This window comes from Morganella sp. TYF_1 (assembly GCF_043105645.1).
In the GTDB taxonomy this organism is placed as follows: domain Bacteria; phylum Pseudomonadota; class Gammaproteobacteria; order Enterobacterales; family Enterobacteriaceae; genus Morganella; species Morganella morganii_B.
Window position 1 is genome coordinate 67,681 of the sequence record NZ_JBICLU010000025.1, and the last position, 18,084, is coordinate 85,764.

The window sequence follows — 18,084 nt, forward strand, 5'->3', positions numbered from 1 at the left end:
ACAACACAGTGATACTGCTGTGACGCACATCCTGTACAGCGATTGGTACACGCAATGCTGGTATGTGACGGACTATAAATTCAGTACAGGAACTTAATTATGACAATGACGCTGACCACACCGCTGATTGTGACATTTATTGTCTATATCGTCGGGATGCTGTTCATCGGCTATATGGCTTACCGCTCCACCAATAACTTTGACGACTATATTCTCGGCGGCCGCCGGATGGGCAGTTTTGTGACGGCATTATCTGCCGGTGCATCTGACATGAGCGGCTGGTTGCTGATGGGATTACCGGGTGTGGTTTTCTTCTCCGGTATTTCCGAATCCTGGATTGCCATCGGTCTGTGTATCGGTGCCTGGCTTAACTGGCGGATTGTTGCCGGTCGCCTGCGCCTTCAGACGGAAGTCAACAATGCACTGACCCTGCCGGATTATTTCACGCAGCGTTTTGAGGATAAAAGCCGTATCCTGCGGATTGTCTCGGCCGCCGTGATCCTGATTTTCTTCACCATTTACTGTGCTTCCGGCATCGTGGCCGGTGGCCTGCTGTTTGAAAGCACCTTCGGTATCAGTTATGAAAAAGCCATGTGGCTCGGGGCAGGGGCAACTATCGCTTATACCTTCCTTGGCGGATTCCTCGCGGTCAGCTGGACAGATACCGTACAGGCGACACTGATGATTTTCGCGTTGATCCTGACACCGGTTATGGTGATTGTGTCTGTCGGCGGGTTTGATACCGCACTGGCGATTATCGAAGCAAAAAGCCCGGCGTATGTGGATATGTTCCGCGGGCTGGATATTGTCGCTATTATCTCTCTGCTGGGCTGGGGGCTGGGCTATTTCGGGCAGCCGCATATCCTGGCACGTTTTATGGCGGCGGATTCTCATCACACTATCCGCAGTGCGCGCCGTATCAGTATGACCTGGATGATCCTCTGCCTGGCAGGCACCATTTGTGTTGGTTTCTTCGGTATTGCCTTCTTCCAGCAGAACCCGGAACTGGCGGGGGCGGTGACGGAGAACCGCGAGCGGATTTTCATGAGCCTGACATCCATCTTATTCAATCCGTGGATTGCCGGTATTCTGCTCTCAGCCATCCTGGCGGCGGTTATGAGTACCCTGAGCTGTCAGTTGCTGGTCAGTGCCAGTGCCCTGACGGAAGATATCTACAAGCCGTTTTTCCGTAAGAATGCCTCACAGAAAGAGATGGTGCTGGTCGGGCGTATTATGGTGCTGGTGATTGCGGCGATTGCTATCTATATCGCAATGGACAAAAATAACAAAGTGCTGGGGCTGGTCAGTAACGCATGGGCCGGGTTCGGCGCAGCATTCGGACCGGTTATCCTGTTCTCTGTTATCTGGAAGCGGATGACCCGTAATGGTGCGCTGGCCGGGATGTTTACCGGTGCGGTGACGGTTCTTATCTGGATAGAATATAAGTGGTTTAATTTATATGAAATTATTCCGGGCTTTATTCTGGCCGGTATTGCGATCGTGGTGGTCAGCCTGGCAGGCCGTGAGCCGGACAAATCCGTTCAGGGGCGTTTCGCTGAGGCGGAAGACCGTTACCTCGGACGGGCTGAGTAACCGGGTATAAAAACAAAAATCCCGGCAACGCCGGGATTTTTTTGTCCGTTATTGTTGTGCCTGTGTAAGGCGGCGCTTTCTGACATTCCGGTAACCGACTGCCAGCAGGATAAACCACAACGGTGTGGCAATCAGTGCCTGGCGGGTATCGGCTTCCAGTGTCAGCAGCACAATCACAAAGGCAAAAAAGGACAGGCACACCCACGGGATCCAGCTGCCGAAAGGCACTTTATAGACCGATGCGGCATGCAGTTGCGGACGGCGGCGGCGGAACATAATGTAGCTGTACAGGATCATGCTCCAGATAAACATAAACAGGATAGCGGATACTGTTGTTACCAGGGTAAACACATGCATCACATCAGGAATAAAATAGAGCAGAATCACCCCGACAGACAAACAAATGCAGGTGAAAATCAGCCCGGTGGCCGGTACTGCCTGTTTTGACAGACGGCAGAATTGTTTTGGTGCGCTGCCTTGTTTGGCTAACCCGAACAGCATCCGGCTGGTGGAAAACACGCCGCTGTTTGCGGAGGACGCTGCGGCTGTCAGCACCACAAAGTTGACCAGGCTGGCTGCTGCCGGCACCCCGATCATAATAAACAGTTCCACGAACGGGCTTTTATCCGCCGGAATGGAGCGCCACGGTGTGACGGACATAATAATAATCAGCGCCAGCACATAAAACGCAATAATCCGGAACGGAATGGCATTAATGGCACGCGGCAGGGATTTTACCGGATCACGGGTTTCTGCTGCGGCAGTACCGACCAGTTCGATACCGACAAAGGCAAAAATGGCTATCTGGAACCCGGCAAAGAACCCGATTATCCCTTTCGGGAACATACCGCCGTCAGACCAGATATTGGATAATGCCGCCTCATGCCCTTCCGGTGAAACAAAATGTGTGCCGATAAGAATACCGCCGATGATAATCAGCGCGACAATCGCGACAATTTTTATCATGGAAAACCAAAATTCCATCTCACCGAATAATTTCACTGTCGCCAGGTTCAGGGACAGTAACAGCAGAATACAGAGCAGCGAACTGACCCAGCGCGGAAAATCCGGTGCCCAGTGCATGATATAGCCGGTAATCGCCACCACATCGGCAATACCGGTAATGACCCAGCAAAACCAGTACGTCCAGCCGACAAAAAAACCGGCCCACGGGCCAATCAGGTCACCGGCAAAATCACTGAACGATTTATAATTCAGGTTTGACAGCAGGATCTCGCCCATTGCCCGCATGACAAAGAATAAGACAAACCCGATGATCATATAGACAAATAATACCGAAGGGCCTGCCAGCGAAATTGTTTTACCGGATCCCATAAATAACCCGGTGCCGATTGCCCCGCTGATGGAAATCAGCTGAATATGCCGGTTGGTTAAACTGCGTTTGAGTTCGCCGCGCGGCGGCGTGGCAGGCGTTTTTTCGTCCATAAACAAATCCGTTAAGCTAAAAAATAACCATTATTTTTATTCATTCAAAAATGGTGCTGTAAGCGAATAGTGTGACACATTTCTCAGAATGAGTAACGATAAATTTTCCGTTAAATTCATGGGGTTGGTGTGTCATATAGCCTGTGTACTATTGTTTCGCATTAGTTTTATTGTGGGTGAAAATAATATCACGCGGGTTTATGAAACAGCAGAAAAGGGCATTTTTTGCAGTAACATTAATAAGAAAACCCAAACCGGCGGTAATGGGTCAGAATAGTATATTTTGGGGAATGGCGGCTGATTACAGGGATATAAAACGATCCCCGCAGTATATATTATCTGCGGGGAATGACCCGGACAGGTATTATTCCGGTACCGGCAGGTTATTTTTTTGCAATGGCTTTGTCAGCGCGCGGCTCGACGGTAATGGAATGCTCAACCGTCAGTGCCCCTTCCTCAATATCCAGCGTAATATTCCAGTCTGCATCGAAAGGCACCACCATTCTGGCCGGAAGTTCATGGAAGAAACCACTGCCGCCATGTGTCCGGAACGGCATTCCTTTGCGGTACTGATTAAAATTCATTTTGGTCATCATTAAAACATTGCACGAACGACCACAATCCACCACTACCGTATCACCGGCTGTCAGGTGCATTCTTTTATGTAAAAACGGCATGATAACACTCCTGTTTTTATTTCCCGGGCAGAATGTCCGCCATCGGTTACGTATTATTACGCGGATATAACCTGCACCGGCTCCTGTTAAGGATAATAGGTACTGACCAGCATGCGCGGCTGTAATGCGATTAACTTTTTCTGTTCTTCCGATAATGTGTGTGTTTCCAGCCAGCGGGCTTTGTATTTCTCAAAATCAGGGGATTCACCCAGATACAGCGCCAGGAGATAATTAAAATCCCGGACATTGCTCTGCTCAAATACAGAAATGACATCCCGGTAACACATATTATGCGGTAATTTAATGCGTTCGGTTAACATGCACTCCATCAGTTTCAGTGACGGAACCCCGGTATTCTGATAAACGATTTTCAGTTGTGTGATCGCTTTTTCATAACGGTTATCCGCAATCAGTAAATCACTGTAGAGCTCGCGCAGTGCAATATCATCAGGGTACTGGCTGATCAGAGTACCAAACTGATCCAGCGCTTTCTCCTTGCCTTCATCCGTTTTGCTGCCGGAGTATTTAATCACATACGACATGGCCTGATCTTTCGGGGCACGTTCTGCATTTGTATACGCATAGGATGTAAACGAAAAAACCAGCATCCAGGCTAAAAATATCCAATTCTTCATGGCAATACGGTTCCCTGTGTATTTACCGTGTGGTGACTGTAACACAAGAGTCATAGTGATAATTTAGGATGTTTACGAAAAGCAGGTGTAGTATCAGCCGGTACGGTTAAACAAAAATACAATGGTTTCGCCGGTCAGACAGTGAGGAAAATAAGTTTTCACGGATGAGTGTCATTTACGGAATAATCCCATAAAGCACATGTGATTATTTCTGATTAATATTATGACTGCATCAGACTATGATAAAAATATAACGTCAGTGATAATATTAACCAACGATTAAACGGCACGCTGTTATAATCCGGTTATTCAGTCAGGACAACCACTGAAGGAGGCATTATGTGGAATATACACCCGACACGCAGCCGCTATGCATTAGTGGCTCAGTATTTGTCGCCGCTGGATGCCCGGATTGAAGCCGGATTGCTGGAATCCGAAGGGATTGAGGTGATGCTGCTGGATGAAAATATTGTCTGGAATAACCAGATGTATGCACAGGCTGTCGGCGGCGTGAAGCTGTTGGTTAATCAGGACGAGTTAACCAGAGCGCAGGAGGTTCTGGCGGATTATCATCATGGTGATTTCGGGATTGACGAGGACGGGGAACCGGTTGAGGCAGGTCCGGAACCGGCAGCGGAAAACAGCAAAGAAGATTATGTCAATATAGGGTTTGTATTTCTTATTTTCCTGACGCTCGGCCTGGCAATTCCGTTTAAGGCGCTGCACCATCACCTGAAAAAGAAAACAAAGTAAATGCCGGATGAGGGGGAATATCCGCCATCCGGCAGAAACATCAGTGATCGACAAACACAAACTTCAGCACAAACAATAGGGCAACAAGAATCACACACGGATTCAGTTCTTTCAGACGCCCGGTACCCAGTTTCATCACACAGTAAGAGATAAAACCAAGTGCAATACCGTCCGTGATGGAGAAACTGAACGGCATCATAATCGCGGTGATAAAGGCGGGAACCGCATCTGTCAGATCATCCCAGTTTACCCGTGCCAGGCTGGATGTCATCAGCACCCCGACATAAATCAGCGCACCGGCGACCGCATAGGCAGGTACCATCCCGGCCAGCGGGGAGAGAAAAATCACCAGCAGGAACAGCAGCCCGACCACCACGGCAGTCAGTCCTGTCCGGCCGCCGACAGAAACCCCTGAGGTACTTTCAATATACGCGGTGACCGACGATGTGCCGATAAACCCGCCGATCACCGAACTGACACTGTCCACATACAACGCTTTCTGCATATTCGGGAATTTACCGTCTTTATCTGCCAGTCCGGCTTTATCGGTTACCCCGATAAGAGTACCGGATGAGTCAAACAGGTTAACCAGCATAAATGAGAAGATAATCCCTGACAGCCCGATATTAAAGGCCCCGGCTACATCCACTTTGCCCAGCACACTGGTGACATCCGGCGGCAGGGAGAAAATACCGTTGTAGGTGACATCCCCCAGCAGCCAGCCAATCAGGGTGGTGACTACGATAGAGATCAGCACCGCTGCGTGAATACGGCGTGATGCCAAAATAGTGATAATAAAAAAGCCGAGTGCGCCGAGCCAGACGGAGTGGGAGGTCAGATCCCCCATGGAGACCAGCGTGGCCGGGTTCGCCACAACCAGACCGATATTTTTCAGCCCCATCATAGCGATAAACAGCCCGATGCCACTGGTGATCCCCACGCGCAGACTCAGCGGGATATTGGCTATCATCCAGTAACGGATGCGGAAAACCGTCAGCAGCAGCATGCCGAGTGCACCCCAGAAGATAGCCCCCATTCCGGTTTGCCAGGAGTACCCCATGGCGGAAACTACACCGAAAGCAAAAAAGGCGTTCAGCCCCATCGCCGGTGCCAGTGCAACCGGCAGATTTGCCAGACAACCCATCAGAATACAGCCGAACGCCGCGATCAGACAGGTGGTGACGAAGACAGCTTGTGTATCCATCCCGGCCGCGCCGAGGATTTGCGGGTTAACAAAAATGATATACACCATGGTAAGAAAGGTGGTTATACCGGCGATAACTTCGGTTCGTGCCGTGGTACCGTGTGCCTGTAAACGGAATAAACGTCCCAGTACACCTGTTTCCCGGATGGTTTCCGGTGTTTGACTATCCATTTTATGCTCCTGTCTCCCGGGGAAAAGATAACTGGTCTGATAAATGCATAATCAATGCCAGCATCGTGACGACATCCCGTGAGAAACCGTAATCACCCGGTTGTGTCGCAATAATTTGTAACCATTGCGGCGGGGATCACCTTTATTCCGGTACACCTCACAGGACAGAGAGAACACCGCGAATTCACATTATCAATGTGAGAGAAAAACAGGGGACAGTGATGAACAGTGAGAAAAATAAGCACACCTGCACGCGCAGCCGTGAAGAAATGACAACACTCCTCGCCGTGGCCCGCAGTGAGGCACCGGCGGATTATCGTATTGATAATGTCCGGATCCTGGATCTGATTAACGGCGGGGAATTTCCGGGCCCTGTAGTAATAAGCGGAAATGCCATTGCCGGTGTCGGTGCGGTATATAAGGATGCGCCAGCGCATCAGGTCATTGACGGTAAAAATGCAGTGGTTGTCCCCGGGTTTATTGACGCACACCTGCATATTGAATCCAGCATGATGACGCCGGTCACCTTTGAGAGTGCCACACTGCCGCTGGGGGTCACGACCATCGTGTGTGACCCCCATGAAATCGTGAACGTCATGGGAGAAGAGGGGATTGAATGGTTTCTGCGCTGCGCGGAACAGGCACAGCAGAACCAGTTTGTTCAGGTGAGTTCCTGTGTACCTGCACTACCGGGCAGTGATGTGAACGGCGCGGATTTCCCGCTGGCAGAGATGCTGAAATACAAGGATCATCCGCATGTGCCGGGGCTGGCGGAGATGATGAATTTCCCGGCAGTGATTGCCGGTGAGGCGGAAACGCTGGATAAACTGGATGCATTCCGCGGTATGACACTGGATGGTCACTGTCCGATGGTCACCGGGAAAGACCTCAACGGCTATATTGCCGGGGGGATTGAAAACTGTCACGAATCGCACCGTTATGAGGAAGGGCTGGAAAAACTGGCGCTGGGAATGGCACTGATGATCCGCGAAGGGTCGGCGGCACGGAATCTGGATGCGCTGGCTCCGCTTATCACGGCGATGAGCAGCCCGCAGTGTCTGTTATGCACCGATGACCGCAATCCGTGGGAAATCATTCACGAGGGCCATATGAATGCGCTGGTGTATCGTCTGATCAATCAGCATCAGATTCCGGTGCATATTGCTTACCGTGTTGCCAGCTGGTCTGCCGCGCGGCATTACGGGCTGAAAAACCTCGGGTTGGTGGCACCGGGTAAACAGGCGGATCTGGTTCTGCTGCGGGATGAAAAAGCTGTCGATATTCAGGCGGTGATGTGCGGCGGGCGCTGGGTGGATAAAACGGCGTTGTTGCGTGAACGGGAAGCTAAACAGGCCGCATCACGTCCGCCGGTGCAGAATACCGTGCGGCGTCAGGCAGTGACAGCGCAATCTCTGGCCTTTGTGCCGGAACCGGGGCGTGAGTACCGCGCCATCAGTGTCATTCCGAATGAGCTGATCACCGGTGAACAGCGGGTCAGCTGGGACGGTCGCCGCTATGACTGCGATAATATCTGCTCGCTTGCGGTGATTGAACGCTATGGTCGTCAGACACCACCGGCAACGGCATTGCTGCACAATTTCGGTCTGACGCGCGGGGCTCTGGCCTCAACAGTCAGCCACGACAGCCATAACATTGTTGTCGCTGGTATTGATCCGATGGATATGGCGCTGGCGGTAAATCAGCTGATTGCCGGGGGCGGCGGGATGTGTGTGGTGGCGGACGGGCGGGTGCTGAGCCATGCCGCACTGCCGATTGCCGGGCTGATGAGTGATAAAACAGCAGAGGAAATCGCCGCTGAAATTGAATCATTGAAAGCGGCCTGCCGCGACTGCGGGGTGATGCTGAATGAGCCGTTTATTCAGATGGCATTCCTGTCACTGCCGGTGATCCCGACACTGAAACTCACCAGCCTCGGGTTATATGATGTGAACAAATTTGTTTTTACACACAGTGAGTTAACCGCATAAACAGACAAGGACAGAGACGTTTTGTCTCTGTCCTTACTGACTTTCACTGCGGCAACAATTACAGCACGCGGCTGAGAAACGCGGCGGTACGCGGGTTCTGCGGGTGATTAAAAATCTGCTCCGGTGTGCCGGATTCCTGAATGATCCCCTGGTCGATAAAAAAGACGCGGTCTGCCACTTCGCGGGCAAAGTTCATCTCATGGGTCACAATCACCATTGTCATGCCCTCATGGGCAAGGGCTTTCATCACATTGAGCACTTCACCGACCAGCTCCGGGTCAAGCGCAGAAGTCGGTTCATCGAACAGCAGCACCGTCGGATCCATCGCCAGGGCACGGGCAATAGCGACGCGCTGCTGCTGACCGCCGGACAAACTCTCCGGCCAGGCATCAATTTTGTCCGGCAGACCGACCTTTTCCAGCAACCGCTCCGCTTTAAGCAGGGCATCGGCTTTTTTCAGTCCGGACACCATCAGCGGCGCCATTGTAATGTTATCCAGCACCGTCATATGAGGAAACAGATTGAAGCGCTGGAATACCATACCGGTATGTTCGCGCATTTTGTTCAGATCTGTTTTCGGATCACACACATCGGTGCCGTTTACCACAATCTCACCGGAATCCGGGCGTTCCAGGGCATTCAGGCAGCGCAGAAAGGTGCTTTTTCCGGAGCCGGACGGCCCTATCACACAGACAACCTCCTGCGGACGGATATCACAGCTGATGCCGCGCAGTACATGGGTATTGCCGAATTTTTTCTGTAAATTATTAACGTGAATCACTTCTGCTCAACCTTCTTTCGGTGTATTGAACCAGCTGCGCCAGCAGGAATGTCAGCATCCAGTAAATAACGGAGATGACCAGGTACGGCTCCCAGTAAGTCGCATATGCGCCGGATACTGTCCGTGCAGCATAGGCAAGGTCGGCAAGGCCGATAGCGGAAGCCAGGGAGGAATCTTTGACAATAGCGATCGCATTGTTACCCAGCGGCGGCAGAATACGGCGGAAAGCCTGCGGCAGGATCACCTTGCGCATGGTTTTTCCCCAACTCATGCCCAGTGCGCGGGAGGCTTCTGTCTGACCGCGATCGACGGACTGTATCCCGGCCCGGAAAATCTCGGAAACATACGCCCCGGCATTGAGTGTGATAGCAACAATACAGGAGAGAAATGCACCGTACTCAGATCGCAGCATTCTGGCGGTGTCGGAGCTGATAATACCGCTGGTGACCATCAGGCCGTCACGCGGATTGATAAACAGCGGCACCAGTGCGAAGTGAACCACCATGATCTGCACAAACAGCGGTGTGCCACGGAATGCACTGACATAAAACCGTACCGGATACTGCACAAAGAACAGCAGCAGCCATTTTGCCGGGCCGCGTTCGGCACGGGCTGTCCGGCCGAGGCCGAGTGTCAGTCCCCAGAGGGTCCCTGAGATGACGCAGATAATGGTGCATTTGATTGTCATCAGCGCCCCGTCCATAAATAACGGGGCGTATTCTTCTATAATTTCCCAGCGGAAAGCTGACATAACATCCATCCTGAAAAAACAGATCAAACCCGCCGCAGGGCGGGTTTATAATCAGACAAATAATGAATTACTGTGCGGGCAGGGCAGGTACGTCGTTATCGAACCATTTCTGATAGATTTTGGCGTAAGTACCGTCGGCAATAATTTTTGCCAGACCACGGTTAATTTTTTCCTGTAATTCCGTATTACCTTTGGCGACCGCAATGCCGAAATACTGTTTTTCAAAATGATTGTCGTAAATCAGTTTAAATTTCTTATCCGGATGGGTTTTAATATAAAACTTCACCACACCGACATCACCGACCGCCGCATCCACGCCATCTTCATATAATTCCTGTAACAGCAGCGGAGTATTATCAAAGCGTTTGATGGCGGTGCTGGTTTTGCCGAGCACATCAGAGACCACAATATCCCCAGTGCTGGAGTTCACCACGCCGACATTATATTTGCTGAGTTCAGATAATGCGCTGATCGGTGAATTTTCATTCACCACAATCGCTTGTTCTGCCGGGAAATACGGAGCGGAGAAATCCACCATCTGTTTGCGTTTATCGGTGATGGTAATACCGGAAATTAAAATATCGCGATCCCCGGCGGACAGTGTGGCGAAAATACCTTCCCACGGCGTATTGATTAATTTGACGTCAAAATCTTCGGCGGCAGCAACCGCGTTGATAATATCGATATCAAATCCTTCGAGTTGTTTCTCACTGTTTTCAAATTCAAACGGACGATAGGTGCCGCCCGCACCGACCACATAGGTTTCTTTGGCCTGACTTACCCCGGTGAATGCTAATAATGATAAACAGCCTGCAAAGACTAATTTCTTAAACATGACAACCTCATTTTTATGCGTGATTTTCAATTAAAAATACATAAATATTCATTTAATGGCAATAACTATTTAAAAATAAGCAAAGCAGCAGCAGATGATCAGCCTGCGGAACAAAGCAGGCAGCGTCTTATACGGGAAAGTGAGCAAAACAGAGCGGATATGGCGGAACATGCGGAGGAATGCGGTTCAGAATACACCGGCAGGTATTACCGGTGTGGTGCGGTGCGGGTAAACCGCATCATTCCCCAGTAGCTGTTATGTGTTTTTTCCGTCATCTGCCAGCCGGTTTGTTCCAGTGCAGGGCGCAGGGCGTGATTGATAATCCGGTGTGCCATGACCAGTACGGCACCGTGCTCCTGTGCATAGCCGGCCAGGATTTTCGCGGCGCATTGTGCCCGCCCGCGTACCTGTGCCACAGAGGGAACAGATTTTCCGCCACCCGCCAGCCACAACAGGCGGAATGCCGTCACCCACCACATCGGCGGCAGTTTTACCGGCATCAGCAGTGCAGGTGAGAACAGCGGAAGTACCGCTTCATGCAGTTCGTCAACAATGGCGCAGGGGGTGATCCCGAGAACATCCAGGGATGCCGTGGTACGGAACAGCGGACTGGCTACCGGGAAATAACGGGACAATGCGTCTGCTGACAGCGGTAACGGCGGCGCTGCAGGCGGGATAATCCCGCCCGCATCATATTCCGCCAGCCAGGCGTGGAGGTCGCGCAGCGTCAGCGGTGTTTTTTTATCCGGCACCGGTTCACCGTGGCGGATCAGCAGAATTTCCTGAGTCATCAGGTATAAAAATATTTCAGCACATGGAAGAAGACCGGGGCGGCGAAGCAGAGGGAGTCGAGTCTGTCCATCATGCCGCCGTGCCCCTCAATCATGGCACCGAAATCTTTGATCCCGCTGTCCCGCTTGATAGCGGACATGCACAATCCGCCCGCGAAACCGGCCAGACAAATCATCACTGAGAGCAGGAATGCCGCCCACGGGCTGAATGGTGTGGCCCACCACAGCGCCATCCCGACACAACTGGCGCTGAGGATCCCGCCGATAAAGCCTTCGACGGTTTTGTTCGGGCTCAGTTTCGGTACAATCGGGTGTTTGCCGAACAGTTTGCCGAACACATATTGCAGTACGTCAGAAATCTGAACCACGATCATCAGAAACAGCAGCAGGTTGATGTTATCGGTGAAACCCGGGATCGGCAGTACCAGCAGTGCAGGGGCGTAACTGAGGCAGTAAACTGCAATCATCACACTCCACTGGATTTTTGCCATGCGCTCCAGGAAGTGGCGGGTATCACCGGAGAGCACCATGTGGGTCGGGATAAACAGGAACGCATAGACGGGGATAAAGACCGCCAGCAGGTTATACCACTGAACACCGACCAGAACGTACTGCACCGGCAGGATGATAAAGAAACACCAGAACAGAGCACCGTGGTCGGCGCGGTGTGTCGGCGTCAGGGTGATAAGTTCACGCAGTGCCAGCAGGGACATAAAGGCAAACAGCACCACAGAGCCGATGGGCCCGATGCTGATAGCGACAGCGGCGATAATACACATCAGCCACCAGGCGCGGATACGGGCATTCAGGTTACTGATAACCGGGGTGTTTCCTTTAATCTGTTTCAGGATCAGGCCGATAACCGTTGCCACTGCCAGGAACCCGAACAGCCCGCTGAAGATCCAGAATAATTCATTATCTTTCATGATGTATTGCCTCTAACGCCAGGCGGGTCCGTACTAAAAAGTCCGCTTTGCTCTCTTCTTCTCCGGCCGGTTCAACCGGGGCGCCGAATGTGGCGGTGCAGATAATCGGCACAACCAGCCGCGAGCCTTTCGGCAGTACACGGTTGAGGTTTTCCAGGTAAACCGGTACCAGTACGGCATCCAGATTATTGCGTGATAAATGCCAGAGCCCGGCTTTGAAATCCTGAATTTTTTCACCGTCGCCGCGCGTGCCTTCCGGGAACAAAATCAGGGAATCCCCGGTATTGAGGACATTCTGCATCACATCCAGCGGATTCTCCGCCGGGGTGGTTTCCTGCTGTTCAACCTCCGTTGCCGGTTCGATTTTTTTACCGCGTGCAATCAGCACGGCACCGAAGATGCGTTTGGCAATATAGCGGCGGAACCGGGTTTTATCCCAGTAATCCAGCGCTGCGACCGGATGAACATGTTTGCGTGCCGTGTTGTTCAGGCAGGACCAGATCACCAGCCCGTCAAGGTGGCTGGAGTGGTTGGCATAATAAATACAGGGCTTACCTTCCGGCAGCGGGGCGTTCTGCTTTGCGCGGATCCCGGTCAGAAACCGGCATACCGACACCAGCAGCGCCGAGACAATTTTTTGATCCGGCGAAAACGTTTTACGGGTCATCCTTTATGTTCCTTACGTAAATCAGCCATCAGTATGCGGGTACGGCGCACGGTGGTCCAGAGTGCGCCGAGGGTAATCACCCACAGTATGATAAGAAACAGCCACTGAGCCTGATACAGCGGGAGAAAACAGGCGGCAACGGCACCGGCGGTCAGCAGCGCCATCCGGTGCTGTTTGGCCATCGGACCGGCAAATTTCTGCGGCTGATCACAACTGCCGCCGAGTACCCGGACATAGGCGGTCATTACTGCCATCAGCGCAGCGGCCCAGCCGAGCTGCGGGGCATAAGCGGTAAAACCGGCCAGCCCGTAACCGGCACCGATGAAGATCAGGCTGTCCGAAACGCGGTCCGGCAAATCATTAAATACGGCCCCGGCAGGGCTGCGCAGGCCGCCTTCGACCGCCACCATACCATCGAGCAGATTACAGATAAGCCGTCCCTGTATCATCAGTGCAGCCAGCAAAAACAGGATGATACGCAGAGCCGTTATTTCACAGTTCAGGGCACCGTAAAAGGCGGCAGCGGCAAATAATGCACAGACTGAACTGGCGACAGAGATCCCGTTGGGGGTTGCACCGCGCCGTTGCAGCAGGCGGGCGGCAGAGGTCGCCCAGCGGGTCTGCCGGGCTTTGATCGGACGCCGGTCCCTGATTTCTTCTGATTCCATATCCTTTCCGTCATGTGAAAATTAATCTGTTGATAATATAAGGTTTCGTAACGTATTAATAATAGTGATGCAGCAAAATTGCCAGATATTTCTTTACAACACGACGAAGAGAATAACGGTATATCTTAGCTGAAAAGCGACTAAGGAAAGCCGCCGCCCTTATGGCAGGATAGCAGGATAACCAGGCAGACTATTATTGAGGTGACTATGTCAGAACAATCCCGCCGTTCTTTGCGGACAGAAACCCGGCTGACGCAAAGCGGCCGTAACCCGGCAGCGCAGCACGGATTTGTGAATACCCCTGTATACCGCGGCTCCACGGTTGTGTTTCCGTCGTATGATGCACTGATCAACCGCCGGGCGGAATTCCATTACGGCACGGACGGTACACCGACGATTGCGGCACTGGAAAATGCCTGGAGTGAGCTGACCGGCGCGGCGGGTACGGTATTATCCCCGTCAGGGCTGGGCGCGGTGACACTGGCGCTGCTGACCACCCTGAAAAGCGGCGATCATCTGCTGATGACAGATTCCGTTTATCACCCGACCCGGCAGTTATGCGGCGGCCTGCTGGCAAAGATGGGTATTACCACCACCTATTATGATCCGCTGATCGGCGCGGGGATTGAATCGCTTATCCGCCCGGAAACAACCGTGATTTTCCTTGAATCCCCCGGCTCCCAGACATTTGAGGTGCAGGATGTTCCGGCAATTACCGCCGTGGCGAAACGTCATCATGTGACAACCATTATCGATAATACCTGGGCGACCCCGCTCTTTTTCCGCGCGCATGAGCACGGTTGTGATATCTCCCTGGAAGCCGGTACCAAATACCCCGGTGGTCATTCGGATGTGCTGATGGGACTGATTTCGGCCAATGCACAGTGGTGGCCGGCACTGCGCAGCACTTATGACCAGATGGCGATGCTGCCCGGGGCTGAGGACTGTTTCCTTGTGCTGCGCGGGCTGCGCACGCTGCATATCCGCCTGAAAGAAGCACAGCACCGGGCACTGAAAGTCGCGGAGTGGTTACAATCCCGTCCGGAAGTCAGTAAAGTGCTGCATCCGGCATTTCCGGAATGCCCGGGGCATGCGATCTGGAAGCGGGATTTCACCGGTTCTTCCGGCCTGTTCTCGGTGGTTCTGAATGCGAAATACACCACAGACGATCTCTCGGCGATGCTCGACGGGCTGGATATTTTCGCAATGGGTTATTCCTGGGGCGGGTTTGAGAGCCTGATAGTGCCGTTTGACTGCAGCCGTTACCGGACGGTCACTGACTGGCAGCCGGGCGGACTGACACTGCGTCTGCAAATCGGACTGGAAGACACAGAGGATTTGATTGCGGATTTAACCGCCGGATTTGAACGGCTGAATGCGGCGCACTGACAAAAAAATAAGCCCGGAAATCCGGGCTTGCTTTCAGAACAAGGGTGTTAAATGTTCGGCAGATAACCGGCGCTTTTGATGAATTCGATGGAGATCACCAGCAGGCCGAACAGGAAGATAAAGATCAGTACACCGTTTCCGCCGGCAACACGGTAAGCGCCGGCTTTCGGGTTCTGCCGTACTTTCCATGCTAATAATGACGGCAGGATCAGCGCCAGGAAAGAGAGCGCCATTGCGGCATATGCCAGCGCGCCGGTAAAGCTTTTGTAGTACAGCGCGCAAATCAGCGGCAGGGCAAAGGTCAGAATCCCGGTTTGTGTTCGGCCGAATGCGGAGTTTTTGCGTCTGAACAGGTCGGCCAGATAATCAAATAATCCCAGTGCCACCCCCAGGAACGAGGTAGCCAGTGCCAGATCCATAAACAGGCTGACCGCGATATCCACATATTTATTGGCAACGGTTTCACTGAGTGCGGTCAGTAAGCCGTCAAGGCCGGATTTCTGCGCCAGAATACCAAAGAAGGTATCGGACGGGATCGCGCCGAGAGTGGCAACCTGCCACAGCAGATACGCCACCAGCGGAATGGCACTGCCGGTAAGGAAAATAAAGCGCAGCTTTTTGCTGTCGCCGTTCATGTAATTCACCAGGCTCGGCACACTGCCGTGGAAACCAAAAGAGGTAAACACCAGCGGGATAGCGGAAAGCACCAGTCCGTTCTGAATCGGCATGCTGACAAGGTTGGTCATATTCACATGCGGCATCATGACGGCGAGCATGATGATCAGGAAGATAATTTTGCCGGTGAACAGAATGCGGTTGATAAAATCAACCGAGTGCGTTCCGACACACACCACGAGGCCGCCGACGAGGGTGAAGATAATGGTCGCGGTGCCCGGTGTAACAGATATTTGCCACCAGTTTTGCAGGCTGGCAGAGATCATTTCTCCCGCACCGCCGATATAGGCAGTGGTCAGGGCATACATCAGCAATAACATGCTGAAGCCGGTCAGGAGCTGACCCGGTAATCCGAGGTATTGACGGGCAACACTGCCTAAACCGGTGTCCGGTGAACTGTACTGATACACTTCAACCATCAGTAAGGCGGTGTAGCTCATGATAGCCCACAGGCCGATCAGAATAACCGCAATGACCGGAAAACCGATCCCCGCAGCCGCCAGGGGCATTGCCAACATACCGGCACCGATCGTTGTTCCCGCAACAATCAGAACACTGCCGAGTGTACGATTTTTCACCAAAACCTCATGATATTTCAATCAATAATATGTGGGCAAAGCGTAATGAAAAACAGGAAGGGTGTCAAATTTAAATTACGTATATCGTAAATATATCGTTACACCTCTGATATAAAAAAACCGGATTGCATATCCGGTCACAAAACGGCTTACAACTCGATGTCGATGTCACTCAGCGGGTAGCAACTGCAGGGAAGAATTTCACCGTCATTAATAAACGCCATCGGTCGCTGCCGGTAACCGACTTTGCCGCGTTTCAGGCGGACACGGCAGGCACCGCAGTAACCTTCACGGCACTGGTATTCCACCGGGACGGATTGTTCGAGTGTATTGAGCAGGTTGTTGTGTTCTTCGCTGACATAATGCAGCTGAATACCCTGCATGTTGCCATGCAGGGTGATTTTATAGCGGGGCATCAGAGTTCGAAGTTACTCAGTTCGTCAGTGTTGACTTCAGAGTCAATCTGACCGACCAGATAGGAGCTGACTTCCACTTCCTGTGGTGCCACCTGGACGTTATCCGATACCAGCCAGGCGTTGATCCACGGAATCGGGTTCGAGCGGACTTTGAACGGCAGCGGCAGACCCACCGCCTGCATGCGGATATTGGTGATATATTCCACATACTGACACAGGATATCTTTGTTCAGACCGATCATAGAGCCGTTGCAGAACAGGTAATCTGCCCACTCTTTTTCCTGCTCCGCCGCACGGACAAACAGGTCGTAGCAATCCTGTTCGCACTCTTTGGCGATTTCCGCCATTTCCGGATCATCCTGGCCGCTGCGCAGCAGGTTGAGCATATGCTGGGTGCCGGTCAGGTGCAGTGCTTCATCACGGGCGATCAGTTTGATGATTTTCGCATTACCCTCCATCAGTTCGCGCTCGGCAAAAGCGAAAGAGCAGGCGAAACTGACATAGAAACGGATCGCTTCCAGTGCGTTGACGCTCATCAGGCACAGATACAGCTGGCGTTTCAGGGCGCGCAGGGTAACAGTAAAGGTTTTACCGTTTGCGGTATGCGTCCCTTCACCAAACATATGATATTCATTGGTCATCCGGATCAGGTCATCATAATAGCCGGAAATATCTTCCGCGCGTTTGATGATCTCTTCGTTTGCCACGATATCATCGAACACCACCGACGGATCATTCACGATATTACGGATAATATGCGTGTAAGAGCGGGAGTGAATGGTTTCCGAGAAAGACCAGGTTTCGACCCAGGTTTCCAGCTCCGGAATGGAGATCAGCGGCAGCAGCGCCACGTTCGGGCTGCGGCCCTGGATGGAATCCAGCAGGGTCTGGTATTTCAGGTTACTGATGAAAATGTGCTTTTCGTGATCCGGCAGGGCATTGTAGTCAATGCGGTCGCGGGATACGTCCACTTCTTCCGGACGCCAGAAGAAGGAGAGCTGTTTTTCAATCAGTGATTCAAAAATCGGGTACTTCTGCTGATCATAACGGGCAACGTTTACCGGCTGCCCGAAGAACATCGGTTCTTTCAGCTGATCATTATGTACCTGCGAAAATGTTGTATAAGACATTATTTATTCA

At 52.2% G+C, this 18,084-nt stretch carries 18 protein-coding genes; 4 read left to right on the top strand and 14 right to left on the bottom strand.

What is annotated here, in order from left to right; translation table 11 throughout:
- The first annotated feature begins 105 nt into the window (after positions 1-105).
- A complete protein-coding gene (gene putP / locus ACF8OF_RS11865; RefSeq protein WP_392496920.1) occupies positions 106-1,593 on the top strand; it encodes a sodium/proline symporter PutP in 1,488 nt (495 codons plus the stop codon).
- 48 nt (positions 1,594-1,641) lie between these two features.
- Here the strand turns inward: putP and cycA are convergent, their stop codons facing one another.
- From cycA to ACF8OF_RS11880, 3 genes are all read right to left on the bottom strand, one after another.
- Complete coding sequence (gene cycA, locus ACF8OF_RS11870) at positions 1,642-3,039, bottom strand: D-serine/D-alanine/glycine transporter (RefSeq protein WP_262858721.1); 1,398 nt, start codon at positions 3,037-3,039, stop codon at positions 1,642-1,644.
- Between the two features lie 383 nt (positions 3,040-3,422).
- Entirely contained in the window at positions 3,423-3,716 is a 294-nt protein-coding gene (locus ACF8OF_RS11875) for a DUF1883 domain-containing protein (RefSeq protein ID WP_025152223.1), read from the bottom strand.
- Positions 3,717-3,802: 86 nt separating this feature from the next.
- Positions 3,803-4,351 carry a hypothetical protein gene (locus tag ACF8OF_RS11880; protein WP_279800458.1) on the bottom strand — a complete coding sequence of 183 codons (549 nt, stop codon included), beginning with the start codon at positions 4,349-4,351 and terminating at the stop codon, positions 3,803-3,805.
- A gap of 339 nt (positions 4,352-4,690) precedes the next feature.
- Here ACF8OF_RS11880 and ACF8OF_RS11885 point away from each other — a divergent pair, with 339 nt between their 5' ends.
- On the top strand, positions 4,691-5,104 hold the full coding sequence (locus ACF8OF_RS11885) for a putative signal transducing protein (protein ID WP_354621520.1): 414 nt from the start codon (positions 4,691-4,693) through the stop codon (positions 5,102-5,104).
- A gap of 40 nt (positions 5,105-5,144) precedes the next feature.
- On the opposite strand, the gene ACF8OF_RS11890 is transcribed toward ACF8OF_RS11885, so the two are convergent.
- Complete coding sequence (locus ACF8OF_RS11890) at positions 5,145-6,479, bottom strand: NCS2 family permease (RefSeq protein WP_262867740.1); 1,335 nt, start codon at positions 6,477-6,479, stop codon at positions 5,145-5,147.
- Between the two features lie 221 nt (positions 6,480-6,700).
- Between ACF8OF_RS11890 and adeD the strand changes: the two genes are divergently transcribed.
- A complete protein-coding gene (adeD, locus tag ACF8OF_RS11895; RefSeq protein WP_392496744.1) occupies positions 6,701-8,467 on the top strand; it encodes an adenine deaminase in 1,767 nt (588 codons plus the stop codon).
- A gap of 58 nt (positions 8,468-8,525) precedes the next feature.
- On the opposite strand, the gene ACF8OF_RS11900 is transcribed toward adeD, so the two are convergent.
- The 7 genes from ACF8OF_RS11900 to ACF8OF_RS11930 form a co-directional block, all read right to left on the bottom strand.
- A complete protein-coding gene (locus tag ACF8OF_RS11900; RefSeq protein WP_004240079.1) occupies positions 8,526-9,248 on the bottom strand; it encodes an amino acid ABC transporter ATP-binding protein in 723 nt (240 codons plus the stop codon).
- On the bottom strand, positions 9,235-9,999 hold the full coding sequence (locus ACF8OF_RS11905) for an amino acid ABC transporter permease (protein ID WP_392496745.1): 765 nt from the start codon (positions 9,997-9,999) through the stop codon (positions 9,235-9,237). The genes ACF8OF_RS11900 and ACF8OF_RS11905 overlap by 14 nt, the downstream gene beginning before the upstream one ends.
- Positions 10,000-10,066: 67 nt before the next feature.
- Positions 10,067-10,834 carry a basic amino acid ABC transporter substrate-binding protein gene (locus ACF8OF_RS11910; RefSeq protein ID WP_262858714.1) on the bottom strand — a complete coding sequence of 256 codons (768 nt, stop codon included), beginning with the start codon at positions 10,832-10,834 and terminating at the stop codon, positions 10,067-10,069.
- Between the two features lie 206 nt (positions 10,835-11,040).
- Entirely contained in the window at positions 11,041-11,625 is a 585-nt protein-coding gene (locus ACF8OF_RS11915; RefSeq protein WP_392496746.1) for a hypothetical protein, read from the bottom strand.
- The gene (locus ACF8OF_RS11920; RefSeq protein WP_392496747.1) at positions 11,625-12,551 is read right to left on the bottom strand and encodes a phosphatidate cytidylyltransferase; all 927 of its coding nucleotides are present in this window, start codon (positions 12,549-12,551) and stop codon (positions 11,625-11,627) included. Before ACF8OF_RS11920 ends, ACF8OF_RS11915 begins: the two co-directional genes overlap by 1 nt.
- Entirely contained in the window at positions 12,541-13,218 is a 678-nt protein-coding gene (locus ACF8OF_RS11925; protein WP_392496749.1) for a lysophospholipid acyltransferase family protein, read from the bottom strand. Before ACF8OF_RS11925 ends, ACF8OF_RS11920 begins: the two co-directional genes overlap by 11 nt.
- The gene (locus tag ACF8OF_RS11930) at positions 13,215-13,886 is read right to left on the bottom strand and encodes a CDP-alcohol phosphatidyltransferase family protein (RefSeq protein WP_392496750.1); all 672 of its coding nucleotides are present in this window, start codon (positions 13,884-13,886) and stop codon (positions 13,215-13,217) included. The genes ACF8OF_RS11925 and ACF8OF_RS11930 overlap by 4 nt, the downstream gene beginning before the upstream one ends.
- A 207-nt stretch (positions 13,887-14,093) precedes the next feature.
- Between ACF8OF_RS11930 and metC the strand changes: the two genes are divergently transcribed.
- Positions 14,094-15,275 (top strand): cystathionine beta-lyase, encoded by a 1,182-nt coding sequence (metC, locus tag ACF8OF_RS11935; protein WP_392496751.1) that lies wholly within the window; start codon positions 14,094-14,096, stop codon positions 15,273-15,275.
- Between the two features lie 47 nt (positions 15,276-15,322).
- Here metC and tyrP read toward each other — a convergent pair whose 3' ends face one another.
- The 3 genes from tyrP to nrdB all read right to left on the bottom strand — a co-directional run bounded on the left by tyrP (position 15,323) and on the right by nrdB (position 18,074).
- Complete coding sequence (gene tyrP / locus ACF8OF_RS11940; protein ID WP_239558866.1) at positions 15,323-16,468, bottom strand: tyrosine transporter TyrP; 1,146 nt, start codon at positions 16,466-16,468, stop codon at positions 15,323-15,325.
- A 209-nt stretch (positions 16,469-16,677) separates the two neighbouring features.
- Positions 16,678-16,944: a class I ribonucleotide reductase maintenance protein YfaE gene (yfaE, locus tag ACF8OF_RS11945; protein ID WP_276582981.1), complete on the bottom strand. Its 267-nt coding sequence runs from the start codon at positions 16,942-16,944 to the stop codon at positions 16,678-16,680.
- Entirely contained in the window at positions 16,944-18,074 is a 1,131-nt protein-coding gene (gene nrdB, locus ACF8OF_RS11950; RefSeq protein ID WP_004236768.1) for a class Ia ribonucleoside-diphosphate reductase subunit beta, read from the bottom strand. The genes yfaE and nrdB overlap by 1 nt, the downstream gene beginning before the upstream one ends.
- Positions 18,075-18,084: the final 10 nt, after the last annotated feature.